Origin of the sequence: Pseudoalteromonas sp. SR45-1, assembly GCF_014163655.1 — a bacterium.
Classification (GTDB): Bacteria; Pseudomonadota; Gammaproteobacteria; order Enterobacterales; family Alteromonadaceae; genus Pseudoalteromonas; species Pseudoalteromonas distincta.
Window position 1 is genome coordinate 40,983 of the sequence record NZ_JACJDR010000006.1, and the last position, 26,308, is coordinate 67,290.

21 protein-coding genes are annotated in these 26,308 nt (G+C 40.4%); 15 read left to right on the forward strand and 6 right to left on the reverse strand.

Annotation, left to right across the window (positions count from 1 at the left end; genetic code table 11):
- Window positions 1-44: 44 nt before the first annotated feature.
- Window positions 45-956, reverse strand: coding sequence for a LysR family transcriptional regulator (locus H5089_RS07745; protein ID WP_039488765.1), 912 nt, complete (start codon window positions 954-956; stop codon window positions 45-47).
- A 174-nt stretch (window positions 957-1,130) separates the two neighbouring features.
- On the opposite strand from H5089_RS07745, the gene H5089_RS07750 reads away from it, so the two are divergent.
- The 8 genes from H5089_RS07750 to H5089_RS07785 all read left to right on the forward strand — a co-directional run bounded on the left by H5089_RS07750 (window position 1,131) and on the right by H5089_RS07785 (window position 10,671).
- On the forward strand, window positions 1,131-1,808 hold the full coding sequence (locus tag H5089_RS07750; RefSeq protein ID WP_182711903.1) for a glutathione S-transferase family protein: 678 nt from the start codon (window positions 1,131-1,133) through the stop codon (window positions 1,806-1,808).
- 105 nt (window positions 1,809-1,913) lie between these two features.
- The gene (locus H5089_RS07755) at window positions 1,914-3,041 is read left to right on the forward strand and encodes a zinc-binding dehydrogenase (RefSeq protein ID WP_007583457.1); all 1,128 of its coding nucleotides are present in this window, start codon (window positions 1,914-1,916) and stop codon (window positions 3,039-3,041) included.
- A 223-nt stretch (window positions 3,042-3,264) separates the two neighbouring features.
- Window positions 3,265-5,823: a CotH kinase family protein gene (locus H5089_RS07760; protein ID WP_182711904.1), complete on the forward strand. Its 2,559-nt coding sequence runs from the start codon at window positions 3,265-3,267 to the stop codon at window positions 5,821-5,823.
- A 77-nt stretch (window positions 5,824-5,900) separates the two neighbouring features.
- Window positions 5,901-6,815: a polyphosphate polymerase domain-containing protein gene (locus tag H5089_RS07765; protein ID WP_182711905.1), complete on the forward strand. Its 915-nt coding sequence runs from the start codon at window positions 5,901-5,903 to the stop codon at window positions 6,813-6,815.
- A gap of 1 nt (window position 6,816) precedes the next feature.
- Entirely contained in the window at window positions 6,817-7,404 is a 588-nt protein-coding gene (locus H5089_RS07770) for a DUF4956 domain-containing protein (protein WP_182695249.1), read from the forward strand.
- 1 nt (window position 7,405) lies between these two features.
- The gene (locus H5089_RS07775; RefSeq protein WP_182711906.1) at window positions 7,406-8,500 is read left to right on the forward strand and encodes an OprO/OprP family phosphate-selective porin; all 1,095 of its coding nucleotides are present in this window, start codon (window positions 7,406-7,408) and stop codon (window positions 8,498-8,500) included.
- 298 nt (window positions 8,501-8,798) lie between these two features.
- A complete protein-coding gene (locus H5089_RS07780; protein WP_154904090.1) occupies window positions 8,799-9,833 on the forward strand; it encodes a type IV toxin-antitoxin system AbiEi family antitoxin in 1,035 nt (344 codons plus the stop codon).
- Complete coding sequence (locus H5089_RS07785; RefSeq protein ID WP_182711907.1) at window positions 9,814-10,671, forward strand: nucleotidyl transferase AbiEii/AbiGii toxin family protein; 858 nt, start codon at window positions 9,814-9,816, stop codon at window positions 10,669-10,671. Before H5089_RS07780 ends, H5089_RS07785 begins: the two co-directional genes overlap by 20 nt.
- Before the next feature lie 866 nt (window positions 10,672-11,537).
- On the opposite strand, the gene H5089_RS07790 is transcribed toward H5089_RS07785, so the two are convergent.
- Both H5089_RS07790 and H5089_RS07795 read right to left on the reverse strand, forming a co-directional pair.
- A complete protein-coding gene (locus H5089_RS07790; RefSeq protein ID WP_182692310.1) occupies window positions 11,538-12,071 on the reverse strand; it encodes a hypothetical protein in 534 nt (177 codons plus the stop codon).
- A 163-nt stretch (window positions 12,072-12,234) separates the two neighbouring features.
- Window positions 12,235-12,732, reverse strand: a complete 498-nt coding sequence (locus H5089_RS07795; protein ID WP_002962781.1) for a GNAT family N-acetyltransferase — start codon at window positions 12,730-12,732, stop codon at window positions 12,235-12,237.
- Window positions 12,733-13,428: 696 nt separating this feature from the next.
- Between H5089_RS07795 and H5089_RS07800 the strand changes: the two genes are divergently transcribed.
- Entirely contained in the window at window positions 13,429-13,914 is a 486-nt protein-coding gene (locus tag H5089_RS07800) for a hypothetical protein (RefSeq protein ID WP_010554987.1), read from the forward strand.
- 354 nt (window positions 13,915-14,268) lie between these two features.
- Here H5089_RS07800 and H5089_RS07805 read toward each other — a convergent pair whose 3' ends face one another.
- A complete protein-coding gene (locus H5089_RS07805) occupies window positions 14,269-15,474 on the reverse strand; it encodes an anhydro-N-acetylmuramic acid kinase (protein WP_182695254.1) in 1,206 nt (401 codons plus the stop codon).
- 149 nt (window positions 15,475-15,623) lie between these two features.
- Here H5089_RS07805 and H5089_RS07810 point away from each other — a divergent pair, with 149 nt between their 5' ends.
- From H5089_RS07810 to H5089_RS07825, 4 genes are all read left to right on the forward strand, one after another.
- The gene (locus tag H5089_RS07810) at window positions 15,624-16,118 is read left to right on the forward strand and encodes a GNAT family N-acetyltransferase (RefSeq protein WP_182711908.1); all 495 of its coding nucleotides are present in this window, start codon (window positions 15,624-15,626) and stop codon (window positions 16,116-16,118) included.
- A gap of 179 nt (window positions 16,119-16,297) precedes the next feature.
- Complete coding sequence (locus H5089_RS07815; RefSeq protein WP_024597792.1) at window positions 16,298-17,326, forward strand: NADP-dependent oxidoreductase; 1,029 nt, start codon at window positions 16,298-16,300, stop codon at window positions 17,324-17,326.
- Between the two features lie 50 nt (window positions 17,327-17,376).
- Window positions 17,377-17,994, forward strand: a complete 618-nt coding sequence (locus H5089_RS07820; protein WP_182711909.1) for a glutathione S-transferase family protein — start codon at window positions 17,377-17,379, stop codon at window positions 17,992-17,994.
- Window positions 17,995-18,217: 223 nt separating this feature from the next.
- A complete protein-coding gene (locus H5089_RS07825; protein WP_182711910.1) occupies window positions 18,218-19,837 on the forward strand; it encodes a methyl-accepting chemotaxis protein in 1,620 nt (539 codons plus the stop codon).
- A 71-nt stretch (window positions 19,838-19,908) separates the two neighbouring features.
- Here the strand turns inward: H5089_RS07825 and H5089_RS07830 are convergent, their stop codons facing one another.
- Both H5089_RS07830 and H5089_RS07835 read right to left on the reverse strand, forming a co-directional pair.
- On the reverse strand, window positions 19,909-20,217 hold the full coding sequence (locus H5089_RS07830) for a YkgJ family cysteine cluster protein (RefSeq protein WP_002962790.1): 309 nt from the start codon (window positions 20,215-20,217) through the stop codon (window positions 19,909-19,911).
- A gap of 45 nt (window positions 20,218-20,262) precedes the next feature.
- Window positions 20,263-22,191: an ATP-dependent DNA helicase RecQ gene (locus H5089_RS07835; RefSeq protein WP_182711911.1), complete on the reverse strand. Its 1,929-nt coding sequence runs from the start codon at window positions 22,189-22,191 to the stop codon at window positions 20,263-20,265.
- 514 nt (window positions 22,192-22,705) lie between these two features.
- On the opposite strand from H5089_RS07835, the gene H5089_RS07840 reads away from it, so the two are divergent.
- A complete protein-coding gene (locus H5089_RS07840) occupies window positions 22,706-24,010 on the forward strand; it encodes an NAD(P)/FAD-dependent oxidoreductase (protein ID WP_182711912.1) in 1,305 nt (434 codons plus the stop codon).
- 138 nt (window positions 24,011-24,148) lie between these two features.
- Window positions 24,149-26,239, forward strand: a complete 2,091-nt coding sequence (locus tag H5089_RS07845) for a cupric reductase (protein WP_182711913.1) — start codon at window positions 24,149-24,151, stop codon at window positions 26,237-26,239.
- The last annotated feature ends 69 nt before the right edge of the window (window positions 26,240-26,308 follow it).

The following is a 26,308-nucleotide window of genomic DNA, read 5'->3' on the forward strand; positions in this document are numbered from 1 at the left end:
CATTTGCAACACGCCTAACTCTTAAGCGCTATTCTGCTCGCTCATTACTCTTCATTTGTTTCTTTTATTCTTTGTACTAAAAAGTCGACCGCCGCTTTTACCTTTGGTACTAAATAGCGCTGCTTTTGATACAACAAATAAACCGCCATAGTCGCATTTTGGCTTATCGCTAATTCATGCTCAAACTTAAGCTCTTGCAACTGGCCAGACTCAAGGTATGAGTCGAGCGCCCACCGAGTTGACATTAAAATGCCCTCGCCATTACACGCTTTTTTAGCCAGCCACGATCCGTTATTTGAAATAGCGACCGCAGGCCCAGAAACGTCGTGCCATTGCTCATCCACTTTACATAACCAAGGCGTTGGCCCCGCTGGCGTTTTAAAATAAAGACCACTGTGGCCCTTTAATTCCATAACATTAGTAGGTACACCGTATTTTTGTAAATAGCAGGGTGACGCAACAGGAATAAAGCCGTTATCCATTAGTTTTATTGCCAACACGCGCTCATTTGGCGCATAGCCACCGCGAATCGCAATATCAACATCGTCACGCCCAAGTGTCGACAGCTCATCACTTAAGCTAACATCTAATATAATTTCGGGGTATAGCGCGCTAAATTCATCAAGCAGAGGCAGTAATATTTTGTCACCAAAACTTACCATTGAGCTTATACATAATCGCCCCATTGGTGTTGTTTGATAACTGCGTACAGTTTCGTGGCTTTGCTCTAGCTGATTTAATATTTGCTGAACATCGTTATAGTAAATTTGCCCAACTTCGGTCAATTTAACTATGCGGGTCGAACGCTTTAAAAGCGTAGCCCCCAGGCTTTTTTCTAAATCAGCAACTCGCCGCGACAACGACGAAGGCGGCACATCAAAAGCTTTTGCGGCTTTGGTAAAACTGCCCGTTTCAACCACCTTAATAAAATACCGTATGGCTTTTAGTTGATCCAAGTTGCCTCTCCATTAAATAAAATGCTTTATTGTCTTAAAGACAAAAGTGATTCGCATTTTCCCCTATATATAAGCAAATTAAAACAAGTAATAATGTACTCAACCTAAAGACAGGGACTTAAATTGCATTTTTTGGCAATGAGTATCTTCACGTTAATGATGGAAAGCTGACTTATGATTACTTTGCACGGTTTTGCTGCTAGCAACTATTACAACCTAGTTAAACATGTACTTTTACACAAACAACTGCCATTTAAAGAACACCTTGTTTACGGCGGTAGTGAAGAGTTACTAGCAATCAGCCCTGCAGGCAAAGTGCCTGCAATCACAACAGCTAATGGCCTTAATATTTCTGAGTCGAGTGTTATTTGCGACTTTATTGAAGAGTCGTACCCACAAACCCCGCTATATCCTAAAGATGCAGGTGAGCGCGCAGTTGTACGTCAAATTATGAAAATGGCAGAGCTCTATTTTGAATTGCCAAGCAGACGGTTTATCCCTTATGTATTTTCAGGCGCTGAAGTAACCGACACAACTAAAGCCGAAGTACGCCAAGTATTAACGCGTGGCGTAACCGCTTTGAGTAGCGTGTGTAAGTTTTCACCTTGGATTGCAGGCGAGCAATTTACAATGGCAGACATTTACGTTTATTACGTAAACACCATTGTTAGCGCCTTTGGCTCAAGCCAGCTTGATTGGGATGTACTTGCACAAGTACCCGGCATGAAAGAGTGGAACGAATCAATGAGCCAATTAGCCATTACCCAAAGCATAGAGGCCGATCGGCAATCAAATATGGCTGAATTTATGCAAAAAGTGAAAGCGCAAATTCAAGCAGCCAACGCTAAATAACGCGTAGCTACAAAAGTATCTATTCTAATTTTTAATTACTAAGACAGATCGCCAATACAATAATGCTATTGGCTTAACAAATTTAATTCTTTGCAGGAGACACCTATGACAGATAAAAATATCCAACTAACTTCAACTATCAGCGAAGACAATAAACTTACACTTGCCTTAAAAAACATCGAGATGCCAAAGCCAAATGCCGATGAAGTAGTTATTCGTATTGAAGCTGCACCATTAAATCCATCAGACTTAGGCGTTTTATTCAGCGCAGCTGATATGTCTACTGCAAAGCAATCGGGTACTGATGAAGACCCAGTAATTACTGCCGATGTTCCAGCGCAATTTATGCCATCACTTAAAACCCGTGTTGGAAAAGCAACCCCTGTAGGTAATGAAGGCGCAGGCACCGTAGTAGCTGCGGGGTCATCACCAGCTGCACAAGCATTAATGGGTAAAACCGTTGCAGTAATTGGCGGCGGTACGTATCGTCAATTTATATGTGCCAATGTACAAAGTTGCCTAGAGCTAAAAGAAGGGACTACTGCTAAAGAAGGTGCATCATCTTTTGTTAACCCACTTACCGCACTAGCAATGGTAGAAACCATGCGCGCCGAAGGCCATAAAGCTATTATTCACGCCGCAGCGGCCTCTAACCTTGGCCAAATGCTAAACCGTATTTGCATTGCCGATGGCGTTGATTTAATTAATATTGTTCGCAAACCAGAACAAGAAAAATTACTGCGCGATATGGGTGCAAAATATATTGTTAACTCAAGCAGCGACACTTTTCTTGCTGACCTAACAGCTGCAATAATCGAAACCGGTGCAACTATAGCGTTTGACCCTATTGGTGGCGGCCAACTAACAAGTGACATTCTTAACTGTATGGAAGTTGCAGCTGCGCGCGATATGAAAGAGCACACAATTTATGGCTCTGATACATTTAAACAGGTGTACATTTATGGCGCACTAGACCGCGGCCCTATTACATTAAACCGTAACTTTGGCTTTGCTTGGGCTGTAAACGGGTTCTTGTTATTTAATGCTTTAGGTAAATTAGGCACAGATACAGTAATGAAAATGCGCAAACGCGTTGCTGATGAAATCACCACTACATTTGCGAGTAACTACACGCACGAAGTGTCATTAGCTGAGGTATTACATTTACAGTCAATCGCGGCTTATTCTAAACAAGCCACCGGCGAAAAGTACTTAATTAAACCTCAAGCTTAATTAAATATTCTTCGTTAAAAATTAAAAAGCAGATGCTAATTAGGTATCTGCTTTTTTACGTTTAAATATACGCACTCTACTATTGCTAGGTTTGCAGTTAACGCGTCCTTAAAAGCCTGTCATAAAACCATCACAAAAACGTAATTTACTGAATGTTTACACATTGTTTGCACCTTTTATTCTTATAGTTTATCCACTTTAATAAAATAATAAGCGTGCCTACATGAATATAAAACCTTTTATATTTTATTCAGTTATTGCCTCTACTACATTATTATATGGCTGCGGCGGTGCTGAGCAAACTACCGACACTAGCACAGAGCAAAGTACTGATTCATCATCAACAATCACGTCAACTGGCTTAGTTATAAATGAAATTGTCGCAAGCCCAAGTGATACCTCCTACGATTGGATTGAGCTATATGCCACTGAAGATATAGCCGATTTGTCGGTATTTTCACTTGTTGATGATAACGCCGACAGAGAGCCTCAAGCATTACCCGCAGTAGCGCTTTCGCAAGGAGAGTTTATTGTTATTCAAGCCATTGATGAAACCGACACACCGCCCGATAATGGTTATTACGTTACCTTTAAACTAGGTAGCGACGACGCTGTTACGCTTTATGAAAATAGCACTGCGGTGTCTGTACTTGATTGGGAAGAAGGCGAAGCCGCTGAAGGTTTTAGCTACGGCTTATACACCGACGGCACCGGCACCGCGCAAACATTAACACCAACACAGGGCGCAGCTAACCAAACAGCCGACACCTCAACACTTGTTACCACTCTAATTGCTGAAGATGCCCCACTGCGTATAAACGAAGTAGTAGCAAAAGACAGCAGCGGCTCCGAGGACTGGATAGAGCTTTATGTAACAAGCAGTAGCGATGTTTATTTAGCTGACTACACACTAAGTGATGACAATAACGAGCAATTTTCCCTACCCGATATTACTTTAGCGCCCGGTGAGTTTTATCGTATTTACGCCAGCACCGATGATTTAGGCGACCTCCCAAGCGTAGCGTTTAAATTAGGCTCAAGCGATACCGTAAGCCTTTACAGTAACAATGTAATTATAGAGCAGTTATCGTGGAAAAAAGGCCAAGCCTTGAGTGGTTACAGCTATGGCCGCTACCCAGATGGCAGCGATGCAACAGCGGTATTAACTCCAACAGAGCTTAGTCAAAATAGCAAAGCAACTCACGGACCACTCGTTATTAACGAAGTGGTGGCAAGCGCTGCAGACGATGGCAACGACTGGTTTGAGCTATACAATAACAGCGAAAATACTATTAACTTAGCCAACTACCAAGTTATTGATGAAAGCGACGACATAGACCCAGTAACCCTGCCCGACATAGATTTATACGCAGGCCAATACATTACTATTTATGCCACCGATGAAGATCCAGGTACTTACTACGTCCCGTTTAAACTAGGTAAAGAAGACGAGTTAAGCTTAATACTCAACGATGAAGTAATTGACTACATTGATTGGGACGAAAGCGATGTAGCCACAGGCTTTAGTTACGGCCTAAGTAACAGCACCGACTTTACTCATGCGTTTTTAACCCCTACTCCAGGTAGCGAGAATACCGTTGCAACCGCATTTACACCCACAGCTGTTAATACGCTTTCTATTACAATTACCGACGAAAACTGGCAAGACATTCTAGATAACCCACTTGATGAGGAATATCACGAAACTGCTATTACTTTTAACGGTGTAACACTCGATAGCGTGGCTATTCGCACTAAAGGCGGCTCAAGCTTAAGCAGTGTTGCCAACTCTAGCAGTGACCGATACAGCTTTAAGGTCGACATTAACGAATACGTGTCGGGCCAAAAGTTTTTTGGGCTAAAAAAATTCACACTGCAAAACTCGTTTAACGACCCGTCGTACATGCGTGAAGTAATTGCCTACGACCTAATGGACGAAATGGGCGTACCAACGCCTGAGCATGCTTACGTTAACTTTTATGTAAACGGCGAACTATTTGGTTTGTACTTAATGGTAGAAGCCATAGATGGAGAATTTGTAGAAAAACACTTTGCCAACAGTAACGGCGATTTATACAAGCCTGATGGCACAGGCAGCGATTTATTATGGCTAGGTGACGACATACAAAGCTACACCGACATAAACTTACAAACCAACGAAGACACCACCGATAACGGCGCATTTATTAACTTTGTAGAATCGCTCGATGACGGCGAAACCAGCGCCATAGAGGTAGATACACTTTTACGATATATGTCGGTTAGCACTTCGCTTTCTAATTTAGATAGCTACCACGGTACGCTTGCTCATAACTATTATATTTACGATGACGATGGCGTATTTAGCATTTTGCCATGGGATTTTAACGAGTCATTTGGCACCTTTAACATGAATTGTAATGGCGTAGATGTAAGAGAGCTCTACATTGATGAGCCAGTAAGCGGCGCATTAAATGAGCGCCCGTTAATTGCTAATGTATTTGCCGAGCAAAGCAACCTTGATGTGTACCACAGTTACTTAACGCAACTTATTAATGGTTCACTTTCAAGCGACACATTTAGTGCCCGCGTAAATGAAATAGCCGACTTAATCCGTGAGCACGTACAAAACGACCCCACTAGTTTTTACGGCTCAGATTACTTTGAGCAAAACCTAACCTCTACTACGGGGCAGTTTTACGGTTTAACGTCGTTTATGCAGTACCGCGTAGCAAATATGGCCGCGCAGCTCGATGGCACATTGCCCTCAGCCGGCGACGGCAGCGGCTTTTGCTCTAGATAAACAACCCATCCTTCATGCAGTGCCAGCACGCTGGCACTGCACTCTGTAACTTTGCAATTTAATAATCTGAGAAAATTATGACAATTCAAGCACGTTTAAAGGATGAACTTTTTGAAAAGGATACTTCAATCTCACCAGTAGCAATTACTGCAATAAACTCTAAAAATAAGCAGGCCCAACCTGAAAAGCCAACCGCTGATGGCTCATTATCAACATTAATTAACGAGTTACTCACCCCGTTTGAAGGCTACGGATTAAAAGATCTTAATAACGCCAACTTAATGAACCGTGTAGACAGCAAGTTTATGCTGCCACTGTCTTTTTTACCTGAGCTACTAACTCACTTACATGGCCAATACCGTGTGCTTGATATACAAGGTAAGCGTTTATTTTCTTACTATAATCAGTACTTTGATACGCCCGAGCTTGATTTATACAAAGCCCACCATAACGGTAAGCTTAATCGATACAAAGTGCGCCAAAGACGCTACGTTGATACCGCCACCGAATACCTAGAAGTAAAACTAAAAAACAATCAAAGCCGTACGGTTAAAACACGTATCAAGCTCGAAAAAAACAACGAGCAAGCTCATTGTACTGCGTTTATGAAAGAACAAATGAAAAACAGCTTTGCACATTTAAACGTAACCCAACAAAGCGGCTATAACCGAATAGCCTTAGCCAACGAAGAAAAAGCCGAACGCTTAACGCTTGATTTTAACCTGTGGTACAACACCCCAAAAGGCGATAACAAAATAACCCTACCGGGCTTTTTTATTGCCGAACTTAAGCAACGCAAAAAAACAAAACACTCGCCATTTTATAAGCTGATGAGCAAACACCACATATTCCCTGCCTCGTTTAGTAAATACTGCATTGGCTGTGCTTTGCTCTACCCCGAGCGCTTAAAAGTAAACCGCTTTAAACCCGTTTTAGCCCGTTTAAAACACCTTAACCGCACTAACCCGCTTTTACCTTTAGAGAATAATTAAAATGACAAAATTAGATCTTATTTTTCTTTCCCGTTTTTTAGTAAACATCCTATCGCTGGCTGTACTTTGCTATGGCTGTTACTTTCGCATAAGTAAAAATGCAGTGGTGGCAGGCTCGTTTATTTTATTTGGCGTAGGCGTTTTTATTATTACCTTTTTGCTGCATGGCGTTGATATGTCAATGGAATTTGCATTTGGTCTATTTGCCGTATTTACCATGCTAAGGTACCGCACTGAGTCTATTTCGATTAAAGAAATGACTTACTTATTCCTTGTTACTGCTATTGCTTTACTTACCTCTGTAGGGCAAATGAGCTTAATTGAGCTAAGTATTCTTAACGGCATAATTTGCTTAATTGCCTTTGTAATTGACTCAAGCATATTTGTAAAACGCTACGAAGTACAAAGCGTTTGCTACGAGCGCATAGAAAACATAACCCCGCAAAACCAAGCCACACTCATCAACGATTTAAAACTGCGAACAGGCCTAAACGTAGTTGCTGTAGACATAGAGCACATCGACTTTTTAAAAGATGTAGCCCAACTAAAAGTGAGCTACTTAGCCGAAAAAAAAACAAAGGTAGCCTAACATGACCTCTAAACTAACTATTTCTACCGTGGCGCTTTCAACACTTTGTTGTTTTGTTAGTAACGCAAGCTTTGCCAAAATTAACGATGATATAGACCTAAGCGGCTATATCATGCTCGACTACAACAAGTTTGATACCTCATTATTAGAGGAGCAATACGACAGCAGCAGCTCAGAAAGTACCTCAGAAATACGCCGCGCTCGCCTAAGTTTTAAATCAGACATAAGCAAAGACTGGAAAAGTAAATTTCAGCTTGGCTTTGCCGATGGCGAAACCGAAATAAAAGACGCCTACCTAGAATACTCAGGCTGGAAATATGCTGATTTAACCATAGGCCAGCAAAAAGAAGGTTTTGGCCTAGAAAAACTAACCAGCTCTCGTAATTTATTAATGCTTGAACGCAGCATGATAAGCGAAGCGTTTTCGCCAGGGCGAAGTTTAGGTATTAGCCTATCGGGAGAGGTAGCCTCAGTAAATTGGCAACTTGGTTATTATCAGCCCGACGAAGACGAAGCAACATCAGCTATTACAGGGCGGGTAGCCTGGGTGCCATGGCAGCAAGATACCAACCTATTACACTTAGGCGTCGCATTTAGTGAGAGGCAGTACGACGGTAACGAATTTAGAGTAAATGAGCCACTTGAAGTTTATACCGCCGACTCATTAATAGAAGGCGATAAAATTAATGCCGATAACCTCTCGCAGCAAGGTATAGAGCTGTTATGGATTAAAGACAGATTGACCATGATGGCCGAGTGGCAACAAGCACAAGTAACCAGTATTGAAGAGTCAACCAATGATTACGAAGGCGGCTATTTGCAATTTGGTTATCAACTAACGGGCGGATACCGCAAGTATAAAAACGCAAAACTAGGCGCAAGCTCAGAGCCAGGCTGGGAGCTCACTGGCCGCTATAGCTTACTTAAGCTCAAGCAAGAAAACCAAGACGCAAAAACCTACTCCCTTGGTGTTAACTACACCGTAAACAAAAACATAAAGTTTATGGCCGACTACATTAAAGCCGACTACTTTGAGGCAGGCGGTACTATCACATCGGGCAATGCAATCTCATTAAGGCTGCAATATTCGTTTTAATGCGCTTGGTGTTTAGTCGTTTAGCCTAAAACTATAAAGCCCCTGTGTTAAACGTTACGTTTAACACAGGGCTATTTTAATAGGGCTGTTATAAACTCTCTAAAGGTAACTTATCAGGCTGGTACTTATCCCACTAATTACAGTAAGGCAATTTAAGCTTGTGAGCTTGCCACTCCCCTCGTTCATTAATGGTGACCGTTCAATAAAAATGAACAACTTAAATTAGTGAACAAAACTTGACTGGCGTTCAATTTATATTTATGTTCATAAACAATGAACAGTTAAATTTAGTGAACAAATGATGGGCCACGAGATAATACAGGCAGCTATTGAGAAATTAAACTTGCAGACGAGTTTAGGCGCAGAGTATAAAGCTTTTAAAAAAGAGTGTACTGAAGGCGAACTCGCTTTGCCTAATGTTAAAAGCAATTTAATTATTAAATGCAAAAAGCACCTAAATATAACCACCTTACAAAAGTATATTGCTGAATTAAAAATAAAAAATCAGATAACCAATGCCCTATTAATTACTGAGTACATCAACCCTAATCAAGCAGCTCTATTAAAGGAGCAAAATACATCCTTTATAGACCGAGTTGGTAACACGTATATTAATTGCTCCCCAATTTATATTGATATTCAGGGAAATAAGCCCGAAAAAGCCCACAATGAAATAGCCTTAGCCAAACAATTAGGTAAGGCATTTCAACCCAAGGGTATGAAAGTAGTATTTATGTTTTTAGTGCAACCGGAGCTGGTAAATAAACCCATGCGCACAATTGCAAAGATGGCCGAGGTTGCACTGGGAACGGTTAAACAAGTAATTGACGATTTAATATATCAAGAGTTTATAGTTCAAAAAGACCAACACACTAAAACAATCAACAATTCAAAAGCTTTACTAGAGAAGTGGTTAAACGCTTATCCTGTAACTGTTGAAGCTAAATTAAAACAAGAAATCTTCACTACTGATAACGCGGAGCTACTACAAAAACTTGAACTAAATAATGTAAATGCCATATGGGGAGGCGAATATGCTGTTCAACAATATGATGATTATTTAAATACAAAAAATTATCTAATTTACGTAAGCCCTGAACATAAAAAAGTCATTTTAAAAACTGCACGATTACGAAAAGTAAAAGCAGAAGATAATATAAACGATGCAGTAACAAAAGTAGTTTTAGTGGAGCCATTTTTAGCTATAGAAAAACTTGTTGGGTCAAAGACTCATTTAGCACACCCGTATTTAATTTATGCTAATTTATTAGCTAGTAGAGACACAAGAAACATAGATGCTGCAACGAGGTTTTATGAAAAGCACATCGCTTAATGTTGTTGGTAAATTACCACGAGGGTTAGTTGGCCTTTATCAAAAAATAAACGCCCATACTGAAGCATTAGGGATCCCTTACCTAGTCATAGGTGCTACCGCCAGAGACATTATACTCCACCATGGCTACGGTGCTGCAATTGAGCGAGGTACAAGAGATATTGATTTTGGTATACAAGTCCAAAACTGGGACCAGTTTGAACAGTTAAAGGAGCATCTGCTAAAAAATGGTTTTACCCCTGATCAAACAAAAGTACACCAGCTAGTAACTACCGTTCCTAACGGTGAGCGCTGGGAGATTGATATTATTCCATTTGGAAATATTGCTGGTGATGGTAACTCTATTACTTGGCCGCCACAGCACGATATTGGAATGTCAGTAACAGGCTTTAACGAAGCATTTAAACATGCCCTAGACGTAGAAATTGCCAATAACCCCAATCTTAATATTAAAGTTGCATCGCCTGCTGGGATGCTATTGTTGAAGTTAATTTCATGGCTAGAAAGGGAGCATAGCGTTAGACGTAAAGACGCAATGGATATTTTTTATCTCACTAGGCACTACTCAAAAATACCTGATATCGCAGATTCACTTTATGAGGATGACTTTATGGACGCTCAAAACTATGATGAACATAAAGCGAGCACAATGAAACTAGCCACTGATGCTTGCAGCATCGCTAACGAAGAAGTTCTTTCATTCATTAATGAAAAATTGTTCAATATTGAGTCCAAAGTAGACAATTTAGTACTAGATATAAGCAGAGCAGTTCAAATTGAATATAGTGATGCTGAAGAGCTTTTAAGTATTATTTCTGAGCAGCTAAATACTGCTTAACTGTTTCAATAGCTCCTTTGTTTTATATATAAAGTAATCGCTATTGAAACCGCCGGATGCAATTTTCTTATTCCCATAAGTTACTAAAACAGCTTTGCTTATACGTTCTTTCTCATTCAAGCTTGGAACAGGGCTTTATATAAGGCGAGGCTTTGATAAGTGAATTTCCAATAGGAAGTTGGAATATTTCCCATTCAATGCTGGAATTGAGCTTATTTCTCAATTAACGCTGGAAGGGATCACCCGTACGTTGCTAGCCACTCAAGTACATTAAAGGTTTAAGGATATAGTTAATTTGATAGGCGTACTCTGGCAAACTTCGCTAGTGCGACATCAGCAGGCACTGGCAAACCTTGATGTATGAAGTCAAAATTTGACTCTTTTGACCCAAAAATTGTTGGCTAAAATAGGCGACGCAGGAGCAAAAGCCCACTGTTTTTAGTCCTTGTTCATTTTCTTGTTAGTGTTCTTTGCTTTAATAATGAATTTCATAGCGCCTAAGTGAAAAAAGGGCAACATAACATATGCGAGTAAAAGAGAATCAAAAAACAGTATCCAATGAAAAATTACAGCTTTATCTTCGGAGTTACAGAGATCGCGAGATAATATCTCAAAGCAAACTTCATCAGGTGAACCTAGAATATAAACTCCGATTCCAAAAAGTACTAAAGCGATCAAAACTCTTTTGAACATTTCAGCTTTTAACTTTTTGCTAGCCTTGACTCTCATCTGAAACCTCCTTGAACACTAACACCCCGCTTAGGGGCAATAACACGTGGGCTAAAATTTGGAGCGAAGCGACTGAGTCCACGTATTACTGTCCCAGGGAGCTTGCGACCGACTTAATGTGATTTTTCAACGTTTAATTACCAATCAGCTGCATACTGTTTATTTGCTTTAAAAGCCTCGACTTCTAAAGGTGCTTTGTCATAACCAAATTCAGCTATGTCAGAGAAGTGCTGAGTTATCACTTGGTCAAGACTAGATCTTTCGATTTGTAGCACATGAACCAATTCATGAGCCAATTTTGGCCTATTGAGCTCATATCCATTACGAACATAAATAGAATACCCGAAAGCCTGAGCGTTATTGGTAATACCTTCACCAATAAAACCTAGTGCTTCACCTAGTGTTTTTAGAGCGAAGTTTTCGAATGGAAAGGGTACTTCTTCAACATGTACAATCCTGACTTTCTCTGGTTTTTGAATTCCTATATCAGCTGCCAAAGCTAATTCTCGTGAATTTAGCGGAATTCCTGACTCCGAGCCTTTTCTTTCAGTTTCATAAGCCCAGTCAACATACTGTGGTATCAATATGTCTGAGATGATTTTCTGGTATGACAGTGCTGCACCAATAATTAAAGCAAATAATATTATCACTGTAAGTTTGAAAAATTTCATTCAATTCAAATCCCTTTAAAAATTCCTACTAACTTGCAAAACAACATAACGCCGCGTTAAGTAGTGAGTGACGCCTACGTCTAACCTAAACCATTACACCGTAAACACAAAACTCATTTGAACCAAGAATGCCATGCGTTGCGAATCTGCCTTAAACGCTTTGTTATGCGTTCATTCCATGTGCAGGGCTGATTCTGGACATGATAACCATATCTATATACCGTCCACTTTTGAATGTACTCAAACGCTTAATGCCCTCAGTTTCAAAGCCTACCTTTTCATACAGAGCTTTGGCTGAAAGATTATCAGCATGAACCTCTAATTCAACACGAACTAAATTAAGCCAATTATCAGCTTGATTGATTGCTTCATGCATCAAGGCTTTTCCGACACCTTGTCCGTGACTTTCAGGGTGAACAGCGATGGCAATAGAAGCAGTATGCTTATCCCGAACTTTATCCGTTAGGAATAGCGTCACGTGTCCAACCACCTTACCATCAACTTCTGCGACTAACGTGTATTGATTTGATGCTGAAAAGAGATTTGAAACTTGCGAAGAGCTCAAAAAAGGAAGTTGTGATGTATTTGCCATTACTTCCGTAAAGCTATAAATATTATGAAGATCTTTATGATCAAATTCTTCTAAGTGTCTAATTTTCAAGTTATATCCCTACTGTAAGATCTGCCGAACACCTAGCAATTTAATAGTACGCTCATCAAGCATATTTCTGCCGACATAACGCTCATCTATCTACTTTATATAGTTTTAGCAAATTACCTAAGGTATTACTATAACTAAGTTTTCTAAAGTTTTTAGGTGAAGTTAATAATCCAATTTGCGCGCAGCGCGCATTTTCATGAATATATGCGCAAAAAGCAGTTTGACCAATCAATTAACTACTATATTTAGCCAATCTCAATAACTGGTTTTCGCTCATAACCGCCTTAGAACATTTGCATTGCGATATTTATCTTGGCCGCTAACACCGCTCTATTAATATGAGGTACAACAATAAACCGCTATCCATACAGTAATAAACCAAAAAAGATAAAGTATAGAATTTTAGTTGGGAATCTCTGTTTAATTAGTTTAAGCCTAAAAACAAAATTCTGTCCCCTATGAAAAGAACCCAAATAAGGAACGGAAGCACCATCGCTACAAGCACTGCCACATATGGCTCTTCATTCCAGATGTGTGATAAAACATTCCAAAGTTGGATGAGAAAGAACAAAAAGATCCTCTTTGATCAAACTACTCAATAATTGTACTAAATAATGCAATTAGTCATAAATCTGTAACTTTGATCAGCGATAATCTCTATCCGATAAATGAATAGACTCAAGAAGATTAAGTAAGATGAGTACACCCTTAGTGCAACTAACATTTGCACTGCAATCATTTGATGATTCTATGTCTGCGGCAATGAGCCACGCTATGGAATATGAAAAGCTATCGCTAAAAGCCAATGCTGCGCATAACATTACGCTGCAGTGTGTGTTGCCTGATGGCGCAAATGAGAGCGATGTTATTTCACTAAGTGCAACGCAGCCCAGTGCGCGTGGGGCGCAGTATTTTACTGAAAAAACGCTGAGCAATGCAGACCTTGAATCTGGTACTGTAAATCTTACTTTAAGTAACATTACACAAAGCCAGTGTTTTGTAGTGCAAATGATGCTGCACGGAAAAAACACGACCTTAAAAGAAAGCCAGCAACTCGATGTGTACATTAAAGCATTTGAGCAAGGCTATATCCCTGAGCAAATAAAAACTGAACATACCAAGTCACAGGGCGTTCGTAGCTACTTTGCAAGTATGGGCTCTACGTTTTTATCGCTGTTTTAATGCAAACTGCACTTAAATTACGCGACACTACTTATAAGTTGTTAGGGCGTGTTGAACTTTGGTGGGTGAATTTACAGCAGTATGTTTGGTTTTTAGGCAAGGCAGAGCCTATGTAGTGTGGTTACTCCCCATAAATAGGCGATAACGCAGCATAAATACCAAACATGCACTGCCCTTTGGGTCCTTTCTAGAGACGATTAACTCTTTGTTGCCTACATGGATGTAGGTAAGGGGCGTGAGCAGGACGCGGAAGCTTTGCTCGGTTTTTACTTAGCCCACTAGGTTACAAACCTCGCGCCGCGATTTAATCGCCTCTAGATTGAACAAATTTCAATCCACAAAGACCAACACGCCCTAGTCTGCAAAACTCACTTTACCCATAGTAACTCCCGCAATACCTTGTGCGGTGTTACTTAGGTGTTGCTGCTCTCCGGCTAGGCATTCGTTTGCTAAAATAGCAAATAACACAGCCTCTTTTGCGTCGGGGTTTATACCTAAATCGTCGGTATTTTTAAAAGCCTTAATACGTGGGCAAAGCGCTGTAAGTTGCGCCATTAGTAATGGGTTATGAATACCCCCACCACTTGCATACACCACACAATTTTGTGCGCGCTCTGCACACTCGTTTAATGCATTTGCTATAGCGGTTGCTGTAAAGGTATTTAAGGTGGCCATTACATCTTCATGGCTTAAGTGCTGTGTATTTGTAAGCTGCTGTGCGGTGTTTAAATACGCTAAGTTAAATACCTCAGGCCCTGTGGTTTTAGGCATTGGGAGTTTAAAAAATGCGTTATTACACAATGCATTTAATAATGGTGTATTTACCTTGCCTGCTTTAGCTATTTTTGCGCCATCGTCATAATGCATATCTTTAAAATGTTGCTGTACGTAGGCATCCATAATGGTATTACCGGGGCCAATGTCGGAGCTAAACACACGGTTTGCATCACCATTTTTGGGTAAAAACGTTAAGTTAGCTATGCCGCCCATATTTAGCAAAATCCGACTCTCCACAGCGCTCGAAAAATACAAATAATCGCCATACACAGCAAGTGGTGCGCCCTCGCCTCCTGCGGCTATGTGTTTTTGCCTAAAATCACCAATGGTTGTAATACCCGTAGTAACGGCTATTTGGTCGCTATCGCCAATTTGTAAGGTGCCATTAGTAAAGCTTTTGTGATTATGCTGCGACTGCGGGCAGTGGTAAATGGTTTGCCCATGACTGGCTATAACATCAATACTTGCCGGGTCTATTTGCCAAGTATGTAAGCACTGGTTAACCATATCGCCATGGAGTTTACCTACCCACGGGTGCAGTAAAGTTACAAGTTCTAAATCGCATTCTCTTTTGGCAAATACCTGCTTTATTTTAGTTTTATAATCGTCGTTGTAGTCAACGGTGGTAAAATTTAAAACCTCAATGTGAGTATTTAAGCCCGCGCCCGTTATTTTACACAGTGCAACATCAAGCCCATCCAACGAGGTGCCGCTCATTAAACCAATAATTAAACGGCTTGGTTTTAGGGCGCTGTTATAAAGCGCTTTAATGTGAGGGTGCATAATGGCATCTAAAATAGGTGTAATATTTTGCTTATATTAGAGGACTTTAAAACAAAGTAATAGCCGTAAAGCGTTTAATTTAGGTTCTGATTGTTTAACTCTTAAATGATTGTTAAGTTAGTGTGCATACTAAAAATTTATGAAAAAATATGATCACCCTCAGAGAGTTTAAAGCCCAAGACGCGCCTTTTATTATTAACACCTTAAATGATGAACAGGTAACGCGTTATTTATCGTCAAAAATTCCGTTTCCGTATACGCAAGCCGATGCTGATTGGTGGATAAACCAAGGCTCAAAAAACGGCATTATTAAGGCCATTGTTGTAAATGGGCAATTTGCGGGCTGTATTGGTATAACTCCCGGCGAATTTGAATACAAACGCAGTGGCGAAATTGGTTATTGGCTTAATAAAGCCTATTGGGGGCAAGGTATTATTACTCGCGCTATTGAACTTATATGCAATGAAGCGTTTGCAAGCTCACACTTAAACAGAATTTTTGGTGCCGTGTTTGCTGGTAATACCGGCTCTATGAAAGCACTTACTAAGAGCGGCTTTGAGCAAGAGGCTGTGCTTAAACAGGCCATTTATAAAAACGGGGTACTTTACAACAATCATATATTTAGTAAGCTCAAAGCAGACTAATTACTCTAATTAAATCTGCGCAAAGGTTGAATTATCAACCACCCGCCCAAAACTCCTTTATTAAGGTACGCATTGTACATATTCATACTGCTTAGCCGCGCATTATTGTTTAGCTGAACACGATTTTTAAAACGTAAACATTCGGTAAGTAGTTTATTTATATTAATAGGAGATCTTATATGTCTACGACTAGTCGCCAACTTACTCTTGAATCACGCCCTAATGGCGCTCCAAAAGATGAAAACTTTAAATTAAAAACGGTAGAGCTTCCTGCATTAAAAGACGGCGAAGTTTTACTACGTACTATTTACCTATCGCTAGACCCGTACATGCGTGGTCGTATGAGCGATGCTAAGTCGTATGCTGACCCTGTTAATATTGGCGATGTAATGGTTGGCGCAACAGTGTGCCAAGTAGAAGAGTCTAAAAACGATAAGTTTAACGAAGGCGAATGGGTACTTGCCTACACAGGTTGGCAAGACTACGCCATTACCGACGGCGAAGGCTTAATGCAGTTAGGTAAAGAGCCTGCAAACCCTTCATACGCATTAGGTATTATGGGTATGCCTGGCTTTACTGCTTACATGGGTTTACTTGATATTGGCCAGCCTAAAGAAGGCGAAACCGTAGTTGTTGCAGCAGCAACAGGCCCTGTAGGCGCAACGGTTGGTCAAATAGCTAAAATTAAAGGCTGTAAAGTAGTCGGTGTTGCTGGTGGTAGCGAAAAATGTGCACACGCCGTTGAAAACCTAGGGTTTGATGCCTGTATTGATCACAAAGCTGATGACTTTGCAGAGCAGTTAGAAAAAGCCTGTGATAAAGGCATTGATGTTTACTACGAAAATGTGGGCGGTAAAGTATTCGACGCCGTACTACCATTACTAAATACCGCAGCGCGCGTACCATTGTGTGGTTTAGTATCGCAATATAACGCAACTAGCTTGCCAGAAGGCCCAGACCGTTTAGGTATGCTAATGGGTCAATTGCTTACTAAGCGTATTAAAATGCAAGGCTTTATCATTTTTGATGATTACGGCGACCGTTACGACGAGTTTGCACAAGACATGCAAAAATGGCTACAAGACGGAAAAATTCAATACCGTGAGCACATGGTAGAAGGCATCGAAAATACAGTAGACGCGTTCAACGATATGATATGCGGTAAAAACTTTGGTAAAACTGTGGTTAAAATTAATAACCCACTTTAATTTTATACGGCTTGTAAGGCAAAGCCCTTACAAGCCAAAAAAGGACTGATATGATTAAACTACACCATTTAAATAAATCCCGTTCTAAACGTATAATTTGGCTTTTAGAAGAACTAGATGTTGAATACGAAATTGTGGCTTATCAGCGTAATAAAGACACATTTCTAGCACCTGACGAACTAAAGCATATTCATCAACTTGGTAAGTCACCGGTAATTGAAGACGGCGGTTTAATTATTGCTGAATCAGGCGCTATTACAGACTACCTTATTACTAAATACGGCAATGGTAAATTTGCTCCAAAAGTAGATACCGCTGAATATGTTGACTACCAACAGTGGCTGCACTTTGCAGAAAGCTCAGCAATTTTACCGCTTTTACTTAAAATGTTTGTACTAAAAGACGGCGCTAAAACACAGTTTTTAGAAGGCTATGCCGACGCTGAAACAGCTAAAGTAATTAGCTACTTTAACGACCGCCTAGAAGGTAAACGTTATTTAGTGGGCGATACCCTAACGGGCGCTGACTTTATGATGTCGTTTATTGTTGAAATAGTTAAAAACTCAGGTCAATTAGCGCACTTTAAAAACCTCGTTAAATACGACGAGCAATTACAAAGCCATGAGAAGTTTCATACAGCTAATGAGCTAGAAGCAAAGTACGACTAAACCTTTATATAATATTTTATATAACACTAGGGGCATTTAGCCCCTTTTTTAATACCTGTAAAATATGCCCCGCCAAAGTTACGCTTGTAAACTAAATTAACAATCATCTACCTTATTGCTAATAAAACTTTAATTAATAAGGCATAATGCTGCTATTGTTTAAGTATTTTCACTAATAATACAAGCTGCTCTTGCGCGTATTGACTCACCCTTGGGATCAACCATGACCATAAACATGCGTTTAACGACCGGCTTTGGCGTAATTTTATCAATGATGATTATTTTAACCATTATTGGAATTTCGCGCGTTAGCCTTATTAATAATAACATTACCCACATGACCGACGTAAATTCGGTAAAGCAACGTTACGCAATTAACTTCAGAGGCAGCGTACACGACAGAGCAATAGCCGTGCGCGACGTAGTGCTAATTACCGAGCAAAGCAGTTTAAGTACCGTGTTAAATAACATACAAGAGCTAAACGCATTTTACCAAACGTCAAGCCGCGCTATGGCTAAGCTAATGGGTGATATGAATAGTGAAGAGCGCGCTTTAATTAATAAAATAAATCAAATAGAGCAGCGTACTCAGCCTTTTATTCAAGGTGTAATAAACGCTAAAAATGCAGGAAACCTAAACGAAGCTGAACGCATTTTATTAACCGATGCGCGCCCTGCGTTTACCCAGTGGCTAAGTGTTATAAACCAATTTATAAACCTGCAAGAGCAAGCAAATCAAACCACCACTATTAATACTCTCGATATTGCCAGTTCATTTGAAATTTGGATGATTTCGCTCACCGCGCTTGCAATTTTAATAGGTGCAAGCGTTGCGTATGTTATTAGCCAACTGATCAGAAAGTCAGTAGGTGGCGAACCACAAGAAGCCGCCGAAGTAATTGCCCTTATTGCCCAAGGAGACTTAAGAGGTGATGTACAGTCGTGTTGCCCAAATAGCATGATGGCTTCTGTAGGGGTTATGCAATCTAAATTAAAAACCATTGTAGATAGCATTATTAACTCATCTGAAGAGCTTTCTACGCACTCTGCAAGCGTAGCGTCTGGCTCGCAGCAAGCACTTAGTGCCGCTGACGCACAAGTAACCTATACAAACTCGGCAGTAAGCAGCCTAGAAGAAATGAGCCGCAGTATTAATGCAGTTGCAGGCTCTGTTAAACAAACCGAAGATAACTCAAAAGTAACTGCACAACTATCGCAGCAAGGTAGTATTGCAGTGCAAAAAGTAGCGGCCGAAATTGAGCAAATTTCTGTAACCGTAAAAGCCACAGTTACCCAAGTAAACGTGCTGCAAGAACATGTAAAACACATTGGCGATATTTTAAGTGTGATCCGCAGCATTTCTGATCAAACAAACTTGCTTGCACTAAATGCGGCAATAGAAGCTGCAAGAGCAGGCGAAACTGGCCGAGGTTTTGCTGTTGTAGCTGACGAGGTAAGGCAACTTGCCCAGCGTACCGGTGATGCAACAGGCGACATTGAAAAGATGATTTTGCAAGTGCAAGAAAACACGCAAGCGTCGGTAACAGCTATGGAAACCACAGTACCGCAAGTAGAAAATGGCCTAACGCTTACCCACGAAGCAAACGAGTTACTGCATCAAATACAGCAACAAGCTAACGACTCATTAAGTAACGTGCTTGAAATTGTTGAATCAACATCAAACCAAGTAGCCACCGTGGCGCAAATTAGTACCGGCGTGGAAGAAATTGCCAGTATGTCCAAAGAAACCAGCATGTCTCTTAACAGTAACGCACAAGAAGCCGTTGCATTAGCTGACCTTTCAAACACGCTTAAAAAGTATATTAGCTACTTTAAAGTTTAATTTTTATAGTAAACAATAAACAAAGGGGCTTTTAAGCCCCTTTGTTGTTTATGTACTTTAATAATAGCGGACTATATACCCGCTAAATCGCGCTCGGTAATGCACTCGTCTGAGGCCATTTCAAACTCGCGGCAAACTAATGGGCGGTTTTCGTAAATGGAGCACATAAGCGTATTGCGGTCGAGTGCTTGGCACCAACCGTCGTCAGCGCGTTTCATTACTTCGCTGCCCCATTTATCGTATTCAATGTAGTTAAATGGCACGCCGGTGTCGGTTACTATGCGCACTTCTAATTGGCAACAACAGGCTTGGCAGTTAGCACACGTAACAGGCTCTGGGGTAGTAGAAATATTTTCAACAGGAATAACAATATGAGGCATAGTGGCTTACTTTTTTGAATAAGCCACTAGGATACAGTAACTAATTTAACGCGCTAGTAGTTTTGCTTTAATATCGCTGTAACGCATTTGCTCGCACAGTGCAAAACCACTCAATTGGCGCACTTTATTACGCGCAAATAATGGCACACTCATCCCAGCTAAAAAGCGGCATTGGGTTTCAATACCCACATTATGATTACCTTTGTCTGCCATATGCGCTAAAAACTCATCCACCTTTTGATAAATAAGTTGCTCCTCAACATATGCAGGCTCTATAGAGTATTCAAGCTTAACCGCATGACCTCTACACACACTACAATGCCCACATTGCTGTGGTGCATTTTGATCGTCAAAATAGCGCGCTAAGTTATAGCTTAAGCAACTTTGTAGCTCAAAAAAGCGTACCAGTGCAGCAATACGTTTAATTTCGGCTTGTTCTTTATCACTAAAGTAGTCGTGTAGTTGCTGGGCAAGTTCTGGGTTATTTATAACCTCGCTATGCACTTTGTATACTTGGGTAATACGTTTGGTTTCGAGCGTTATTAGGTTTTTTTCGGCTAGGTAATCAAGGGCTGCCACTACACGTTTTCGATCAACCTGCGCGGCTTGCGTAAGGGAGTCAAAATTTAGCGTGCCCCATATTTTTTTAAAATCGGTATGGCTAAATATTTGTGTTAAAAATGCTTGTCGCTGCTCGTCAAACTGGCTTAGTAGCTCGTTTTTATCGACCAAAAATTTATATTTAAAATCAGCGTAGTAGGCATATTGCGGCGTTATAGCGCCTTGCATTTCAAGCTGTACAAGTAAGGTTTTAAGTGCCAGTTGTCTAATATTACTTTCGCTTGATAAGCTGTATTCTTGCATTTCCCATTGCTGGTGGCTTTGGCGAATATCGTTAATTACGTATTCAATACCGCTAAGCTCAGGGGTGTCGCCATATACAAAGTTTTCAACCGTATTTAGCCCATCTAAATTGGCAAGGGTGTAGCAGTTTGATGGATTGCCATCGCGCCCTGCTCGGCCAATTTCTTGGCTGTAGTTTTCAATCGATTTTGGTAAATCGTAATGTATAACAAAACGAATATCTGACTTATCAACGCCCATACCAAAGGCTATGGTTGCCACCACTACGTTAATTTTACCCGCCATAAAGTCATCTTGAATTTGCCAGCGTAGCGTATCTTCAAGCCCCGCATGATACGCCACCGCGTGCACACCTTGTGCACTTAGCACATTAGCAACTTGCTCGGCGCTTTGCTGTAGCGTTACATACACAATACCAGGGCCATTTTGCGCGCGCACAATGTTGGTAAGCTCGGTGTTTTTATCGGCGGTTTTAACGCTCAGCACGCTTAAATCTAAATTGGCGCGATAAAAGCCCGTTTGCACAATACACTCAGGCGATATAGCAAATCGCTCTGCCATATCGCGTTTAACTTTTTTAGTCGCCGTTGCCGTAAGCAGCAATACTAAAGGAATATTAAGCTCTTCGCGGTAACGCGGTAGTTTAAGGTAGTCGGGTCTAAAGTTATGGCCCCATTCAGATATACAGTGCGCTTCGTCTACCACTAACATCGAAAGCGCCACCTGGCTTATAAACTCTCTAAAACGCTCGTTTTTAAAGCGCTCAACCGACACCATTAGTACTTTAATTTTACCACTTCGCACATCATTCATTACGGTGCTGCTTTGCATTTGATCTTGGCTCGAATCAAGGCTTGCCGCGTAAATACCTTTGCTATTTAAAAAGCTAATTTGATCTTTCATCAATGCTAGTAAAGGCGAAACAACTAACGTTAAATTTGGTAAATGCAACGCAGTTAATTGATAGCACAACGATTTACCCGAACCGGTCGGAAATATAGCCAACGACGATTGACCATTTAAAAGCTGCTCTATAGTTTGTTGTTGCCCTGTTCTAAATTGGCTAAAACCAAAGTGCTGCTCAAGTGATTGAATTAATGGCGTGGTCATAAATGTCCTTTTGATGGCTAAACAATAGTCATGCTTATAAAATTGCGGTGTAGATGAAATATTTGCATGTATACCCAAACCATCTCAAGATGAGAGTTTCAGTTGGAGTTAAAAGCGATTTAGGCAAGGCATTGATTGCAAATAATAGTGGTTCTATTGTTAAAATCAATAACGCAGTATAAATCGCTTTTAAACCAACCCATTGGGCGTTTCACAGGCACTTACTCTCATCGTTGTTACTTCTTAAAAGGGGGCTGCCATTCTTGCAAAGTAACGCCTTGATATTAAGCCCCTGTGAAACGCTGAATTCTGCATATTGAGACGGTTTGGGTATAAGTATACAACAAATAACATTATTTATTGCTGACATCACCTTTATTTAAGCGCAAACTAAAGCACTATAAAATGAGTAGTAACTACTTGTTGCCAAAATAATTTATTGATACCCAAGTCATCTTAAAAAACTAATAAAAAATACAGATCACTTGGGTATATTATTTTTAAGGGCAACGTTATGAATATTACTACACCTAAAATCGTCGTTATTGGCGGTGGTGCTGGCGGATTAGAACTCGCAACGCAATTAGGCCATAAATTAGGAAAGAAAAAACAAGCTGAAATTCTACTAATAGACAAAAACCGTACCCACATATGGAAGCCGTTACTGCACGAAGTAGCGACAGGCTCTATTGACCCCGATTTAGATGGCGTTGTGTATTCAGCCCATGCTGCAAAACACCACTATAACTTTCAACTTGGTACTTTTTGCAATATAGATCAAAGCAATAAAACAGTTACCCTTGCACCACTTTTAGACGAGCTAGGCCACACAATTTTACCCGAGCGCACCGTGCGCTACGACCACCTAGTGATTGCCATTGGCAGCGTAAGTAACGACTTTAATACCCCAGGTATAAAAGATCACTGCTACTTTTTAGACTCAAACCAACAAGCAGAGCGCTTTCAGCATTCATTACTCGACAGCTTTACACGCCTTCACCAAGACGACAACCAACAGCAATCACTTAATATTGCCATTGTAGGCGGCGGTGCTACCGGTGTTGAGCTCTCAGCTGAGCTTTATCATGTGTCTGAACTATTAAAGCTTTATGGCTTAACAAATATGTCGTCTAAGCGTTTGCATATACATTTAATAGAGGCCGGACCACGTATTTTACCAGCATTACCAGAGCGTATTGCCGTAAGTGCAAAACGTGAGCTATTAAAACTTGGCGTAAACGTGCGCGAGCAAACACAAGTAAAAGAAGGCACCGCACAAGGCTTTATCACCAAAGATGAAGAACACATTGATGCCGATATTATGGTGTGGGCAGCAGGCGTAAAAGCACCTGATTTTATAAAAGACTTAGGTATTTTTGAGCTGACGCGCAGCAACCAAATTCAAGTAAACGAGTTTTTACAAAGCACCGTAGACGAAAGCATTTTTGTATTAGGCGATTGCTGCGCATTTACCCAAGCCGACGGCAAGCAAGTACCACCACGCGCACAATCGGCGCATCAAATGGCGTTATGCGTCGAAAAAAACCTCATCGCAACGCTAAAGCAGCAACCACTACGCGGCTTTAAATACAGCGACCATGGCTCGTTGGTTAACTTATCGAGTTACAGCACCGTGGGTAACTTAATGGGTAACCTAACCAGCAATACCTTTTTTATTGAAGGTAAAATTGCCCGCTTTATGTATATATCTTTATACCGTATGCACCAACGCGCCATACACGGTAGCGCAAAAACCTTTGCATTATGGATAAGCGAAAAAGTGCTGCGTGTAGTGCGCCCTAAAATGAAGTTGCACTAATAAATTAAGTACGCTCACAAAACCACAAAAAAGCTTTAAGAGTTAATAAGTATTATCTCTTAAAGCTTTTTTTGCACTTTGCGTACCTAAAGTAGTACGATGTGAGAATATTTTAATAACATCAAAGGATTGGCGGTTATGAAAAAGCTACTTCTCGGACTTATAATTATAGCGGCTTTGGCAGTATATCTATTTAAAACCCAGCCTAACACAGCCGATGTAGAGCAGCCCAACGTGGCTGCACCAAATGCCACTGAGCCTAACTTAGTTAATAAAAAGCAGCCTGCAGAAGGCACCCCGCTTCGAATAGTCACAGATCTAAAAAAAGATATTCGCCTTTGCAGAGATCAATCACAGCAACAACATATAAAAATAAATAATTTAAACCAATCGCTTGTTTCATTTTTTGTGAGTGAGCTTAAAAAAGGGACGTCGGTCCCTACGATTTTAAAGTATGCAAACCTATCAGAAATCAATAAGCGTCAATACATTGCCTTTTTAAGAGATGCCATAGTTACTGAGCAAAAACAGCAGCTTAATATTACTAGCTCTTTAAACGAATTAGCTAATTGGCAAGGCATTGAGGCAATTAAAGGCTTCACCAATGATAAAGTAAAAGAAATGATTCAACAGCTTGGAGATAATAAGCATAGCCCTCCAGGACTTACTCTGAGTGTACCCCTTGATGAAAATGTACAAAAAGAAACACTTTATGCTTTATTAAACAACTCAGATACATTTACCACTTATTCTAAAACGTTTATTAAACTTGAAGGCAGTGAGGTTATTTCCCCGGCTACATTGTTTGTGCTTAATGCAAATAAATTTACGCCAAAAGAGTTTGAGCAGGCAATTTCATCTAACCAATTTACAGTAAATGAAGTAGCTACTGCGATTAAAAACAACATTCCTAATGAGTATATTTTTGCGCTGATGAAGCAGGTGCCGGCACTGGATGCTATGCCGCTGTACGAAGAAAATTCTGTTTTATATAACATGGCTGATATTGCCGTAAGCCAGTTTAATTTACCGCTTGTAAAAGCACTGCAGCAACTAGGCGTAACACCAACCAATCAGCCAGGCTTATTTACGGGTTTAGACGTTGCAATAGTAAGCCTGCCTAAAAGTGGTAACTTAACGCCAGCCCCTTTAGATGCAAAGCATACTCAAATGTTAAACTACCTTACAGAGCAGGGCTATAAAGCTCATAGCGGCAATGCTAATGACGACCTAAATGGCAAAGGCGTTTCTTTTGTAAGTGATTTTATTTACCAGCAAGGCGCCTATATTAATGAGCAGGAAAACCCTGAGCAATATGCTTACTTTAGCCCTATTGGTAAAATAGACAACGCCACATTGCCCCAAGTGAGTGAGCCCGATAATTCTGATGTTGCACGTTTTTTAGTAGATTTGAAGCAACAAAAGAAAGATCTAGATAATAAAAGACAAAACTGTGAACTATTACAGCAGCAGTTAAGCGCTACTGAGCAATTACACTCTACTATGCGAGCATATAATACGGTGCTAGAGGTAAAAAAAGAGCACGGTAATAACTTCGAGTATGTTTTACAAGAACAAGACCCCGTATTAGTTAATTACTGGTGGAGTATACTAAGCAATCAGCTTTCAAACGATAGAAGTCATAGCGCGTTCAGCCAATATTTGTCTAAAAAAGATTACCAAAAAGCTTATGAGTACAGCCTTAGTACACCATTAACTCAAACAGAAACCGATACACTTTTTTCATTCCTACTATTAGAGCCTCATGACTTTATAGCGATCTGGCAAAGCCGAGTTGAACCTAAGCCACCGAGTGATTTAGCAAGATTAAGTCGTTTTCCGCTTGAGCAATGGCAAAAGCTTAAACAAGCTGGTTTTGATTTTTCGATTACCGATACGTATGGGCGCGACGTTTATGTACAAGCTGTATCGTCTTCTGTCGAGGTAGTACAATTTCTAATTGATAATAAAATACCCGCTGATTCAGAAAAATTAGGCGTAGATATACTCGACTTAGCGCTAGAACAAAGCTACACCAAAGGGGAGTTAAGCCCAATGATTCCTTTAGCCTTACAGCTTGTTGAAAAAATTGAACCGAATCACCTTTCTCGCGCAGCACGATTAAAAACGTTTTATCCTGAGGTTTACGAGCAATTAATTAAGTTAAACCCCGCATTAAAACCCGCAGAGGGCACGCAGCTAAATCACTATACTTTTAATAGCCTATAACCCGCACTTTTAATACGCCAACAAATTAGTTGGCGTATTTGTTACTAACCAAAATATTGTCTTTAATAT

Excerpts from the sequence above, each read along its gene's own strand:
- H5089_RS07750 (WP_182711903.1), top strand. The coding sequence starts at position 1,131 with ATGATTACTTTGCACGGTTTTGCTGCTAGCAACTATTACAACCTAGTT.
- H5089_RS07755 (WP_007583457.1), top strand. The coding sequence starts at position 1,914 with ATGACAGATAAAAATATCCAACTAACTTCAACTATCAGCGAAGACAAT.
- H5089_RS07760 (WP_182711904.1), top strand. The coding sequence starts at position 3,265 with ATGAATATAAAACCTTTTATATTTTATTCAGTTATTGCCTCTACTACA.
- H5089_RS07765 (WP_182711905.1), top strand. The coding sequence starts at position 5,901 with ATGACAATTCAAGCACGTTTAAAGGATGAACTTTTTGAAAAGGATACT.
- H5089_RS07770 (WP_182695249.1), top strand. The coding sequence starts at position 6,817 with ATGACAAAATTAGATCTTATTTTTCTTTCCCGTTTTTTAGTAAACATC.
- H5089_RS07775 (WP_182711906.1), top strand. The coding sequence starts at position 7,406 with ATGACCTCTAAACTAACTATTTCTACCGTGGCGCTTTCAACACTTTGT.
- H5089_RS07780 (WP_154904090.1), top strand. The coding sequence starts at position 8,799 with ATGATGGGCCACGAGATAATACAGGCAGCTATTGAGAAATTAAACTTG.
- H5089_RS07785 (WP_182711907.1), top strand. The coding sequence starts at position 9,814 with ATGAAAAGCACATCGCTTAATGTTGTTGGTAAATTACCACGAGGGTTA.
- H5089_RS07790 (WP_182692310.1), bottom strand. The coding sequence starts at position 12,071 with ATGAAATTTTTCAAACTTACAGTGATAATATTATTTGCTTTAATTATT.
- H5089_RS07800 (WP_010554987.1), top strand. The coding sequence starts at position 13,429 with ATGAGTACACCCTTAGTGCAACTAACATTTGCACTGCAATCATTTGAT.
- H5089_RS07805 (WP_182695254.1), bottom strand. The coding sequence starts at position 15,474 with ATGCACCCTCACATTAAAGCGCTTTATAACAGCGCCCTAAAACCAAGC.
- H5089_RS07810 (WP_182711908.1), top strand. The coding sequence starts at position 15,624 with ATGATCACCCTCAGAGAGTTTAAAGCCCAAGACGCGCCTTTTATTATT.
- H5089_RS07815 (WP_024597792.1), top strand. The coding sequence starts at position 16,298 with ATGTCTACGACTAGTCGCCAACTTACTCTTGAATCACGCCCTAATGGC.
- H5089_RS07820 (WP_182711909.1), top strand. The coding sequence starts at position 17,377 with ATGATTAAACTACACCATTTAAATAAATCCCGTTCTAAACGTATAATT.
- H5089_RS07825 (WP_182711910.1), top strand. The coding sequence starts at position 18,218 with ATGACCATAAACATGCGTTTAACGACCGGCTTTGGCGTAATTTTATCA.
- H5089_RS07830 (WP_002962790.1), bottom strand. The coding sequence starts at position 20,217 with ATGCCTCATATTGTTATTCCTGTTGAAAATATTTCTACTACCCCAGAG.
- H5089_RS07835 (WP_182711911.1), bottom strand. The coding sequence starts at position 22,191 with ATGACCACGCCATTAATTCAATCACTTGAGCAGCACTTTGGTTTTAGC.
- H5089_RS07840 (WP_182711912.1), top strand. The coding sequence starts at position 22,706 with ATGAATATTACTACACCTAAAATCGTCGTTATTGGCGGTGGTGCTGGC.
- H5089_RS07845 (WP_182711913.1), top strand. The coding sequence starts at position 24,149 with ATGAAAAAGCTACTTCTCGGACTTATAATTATAGCGGCTTTGGCAGTA.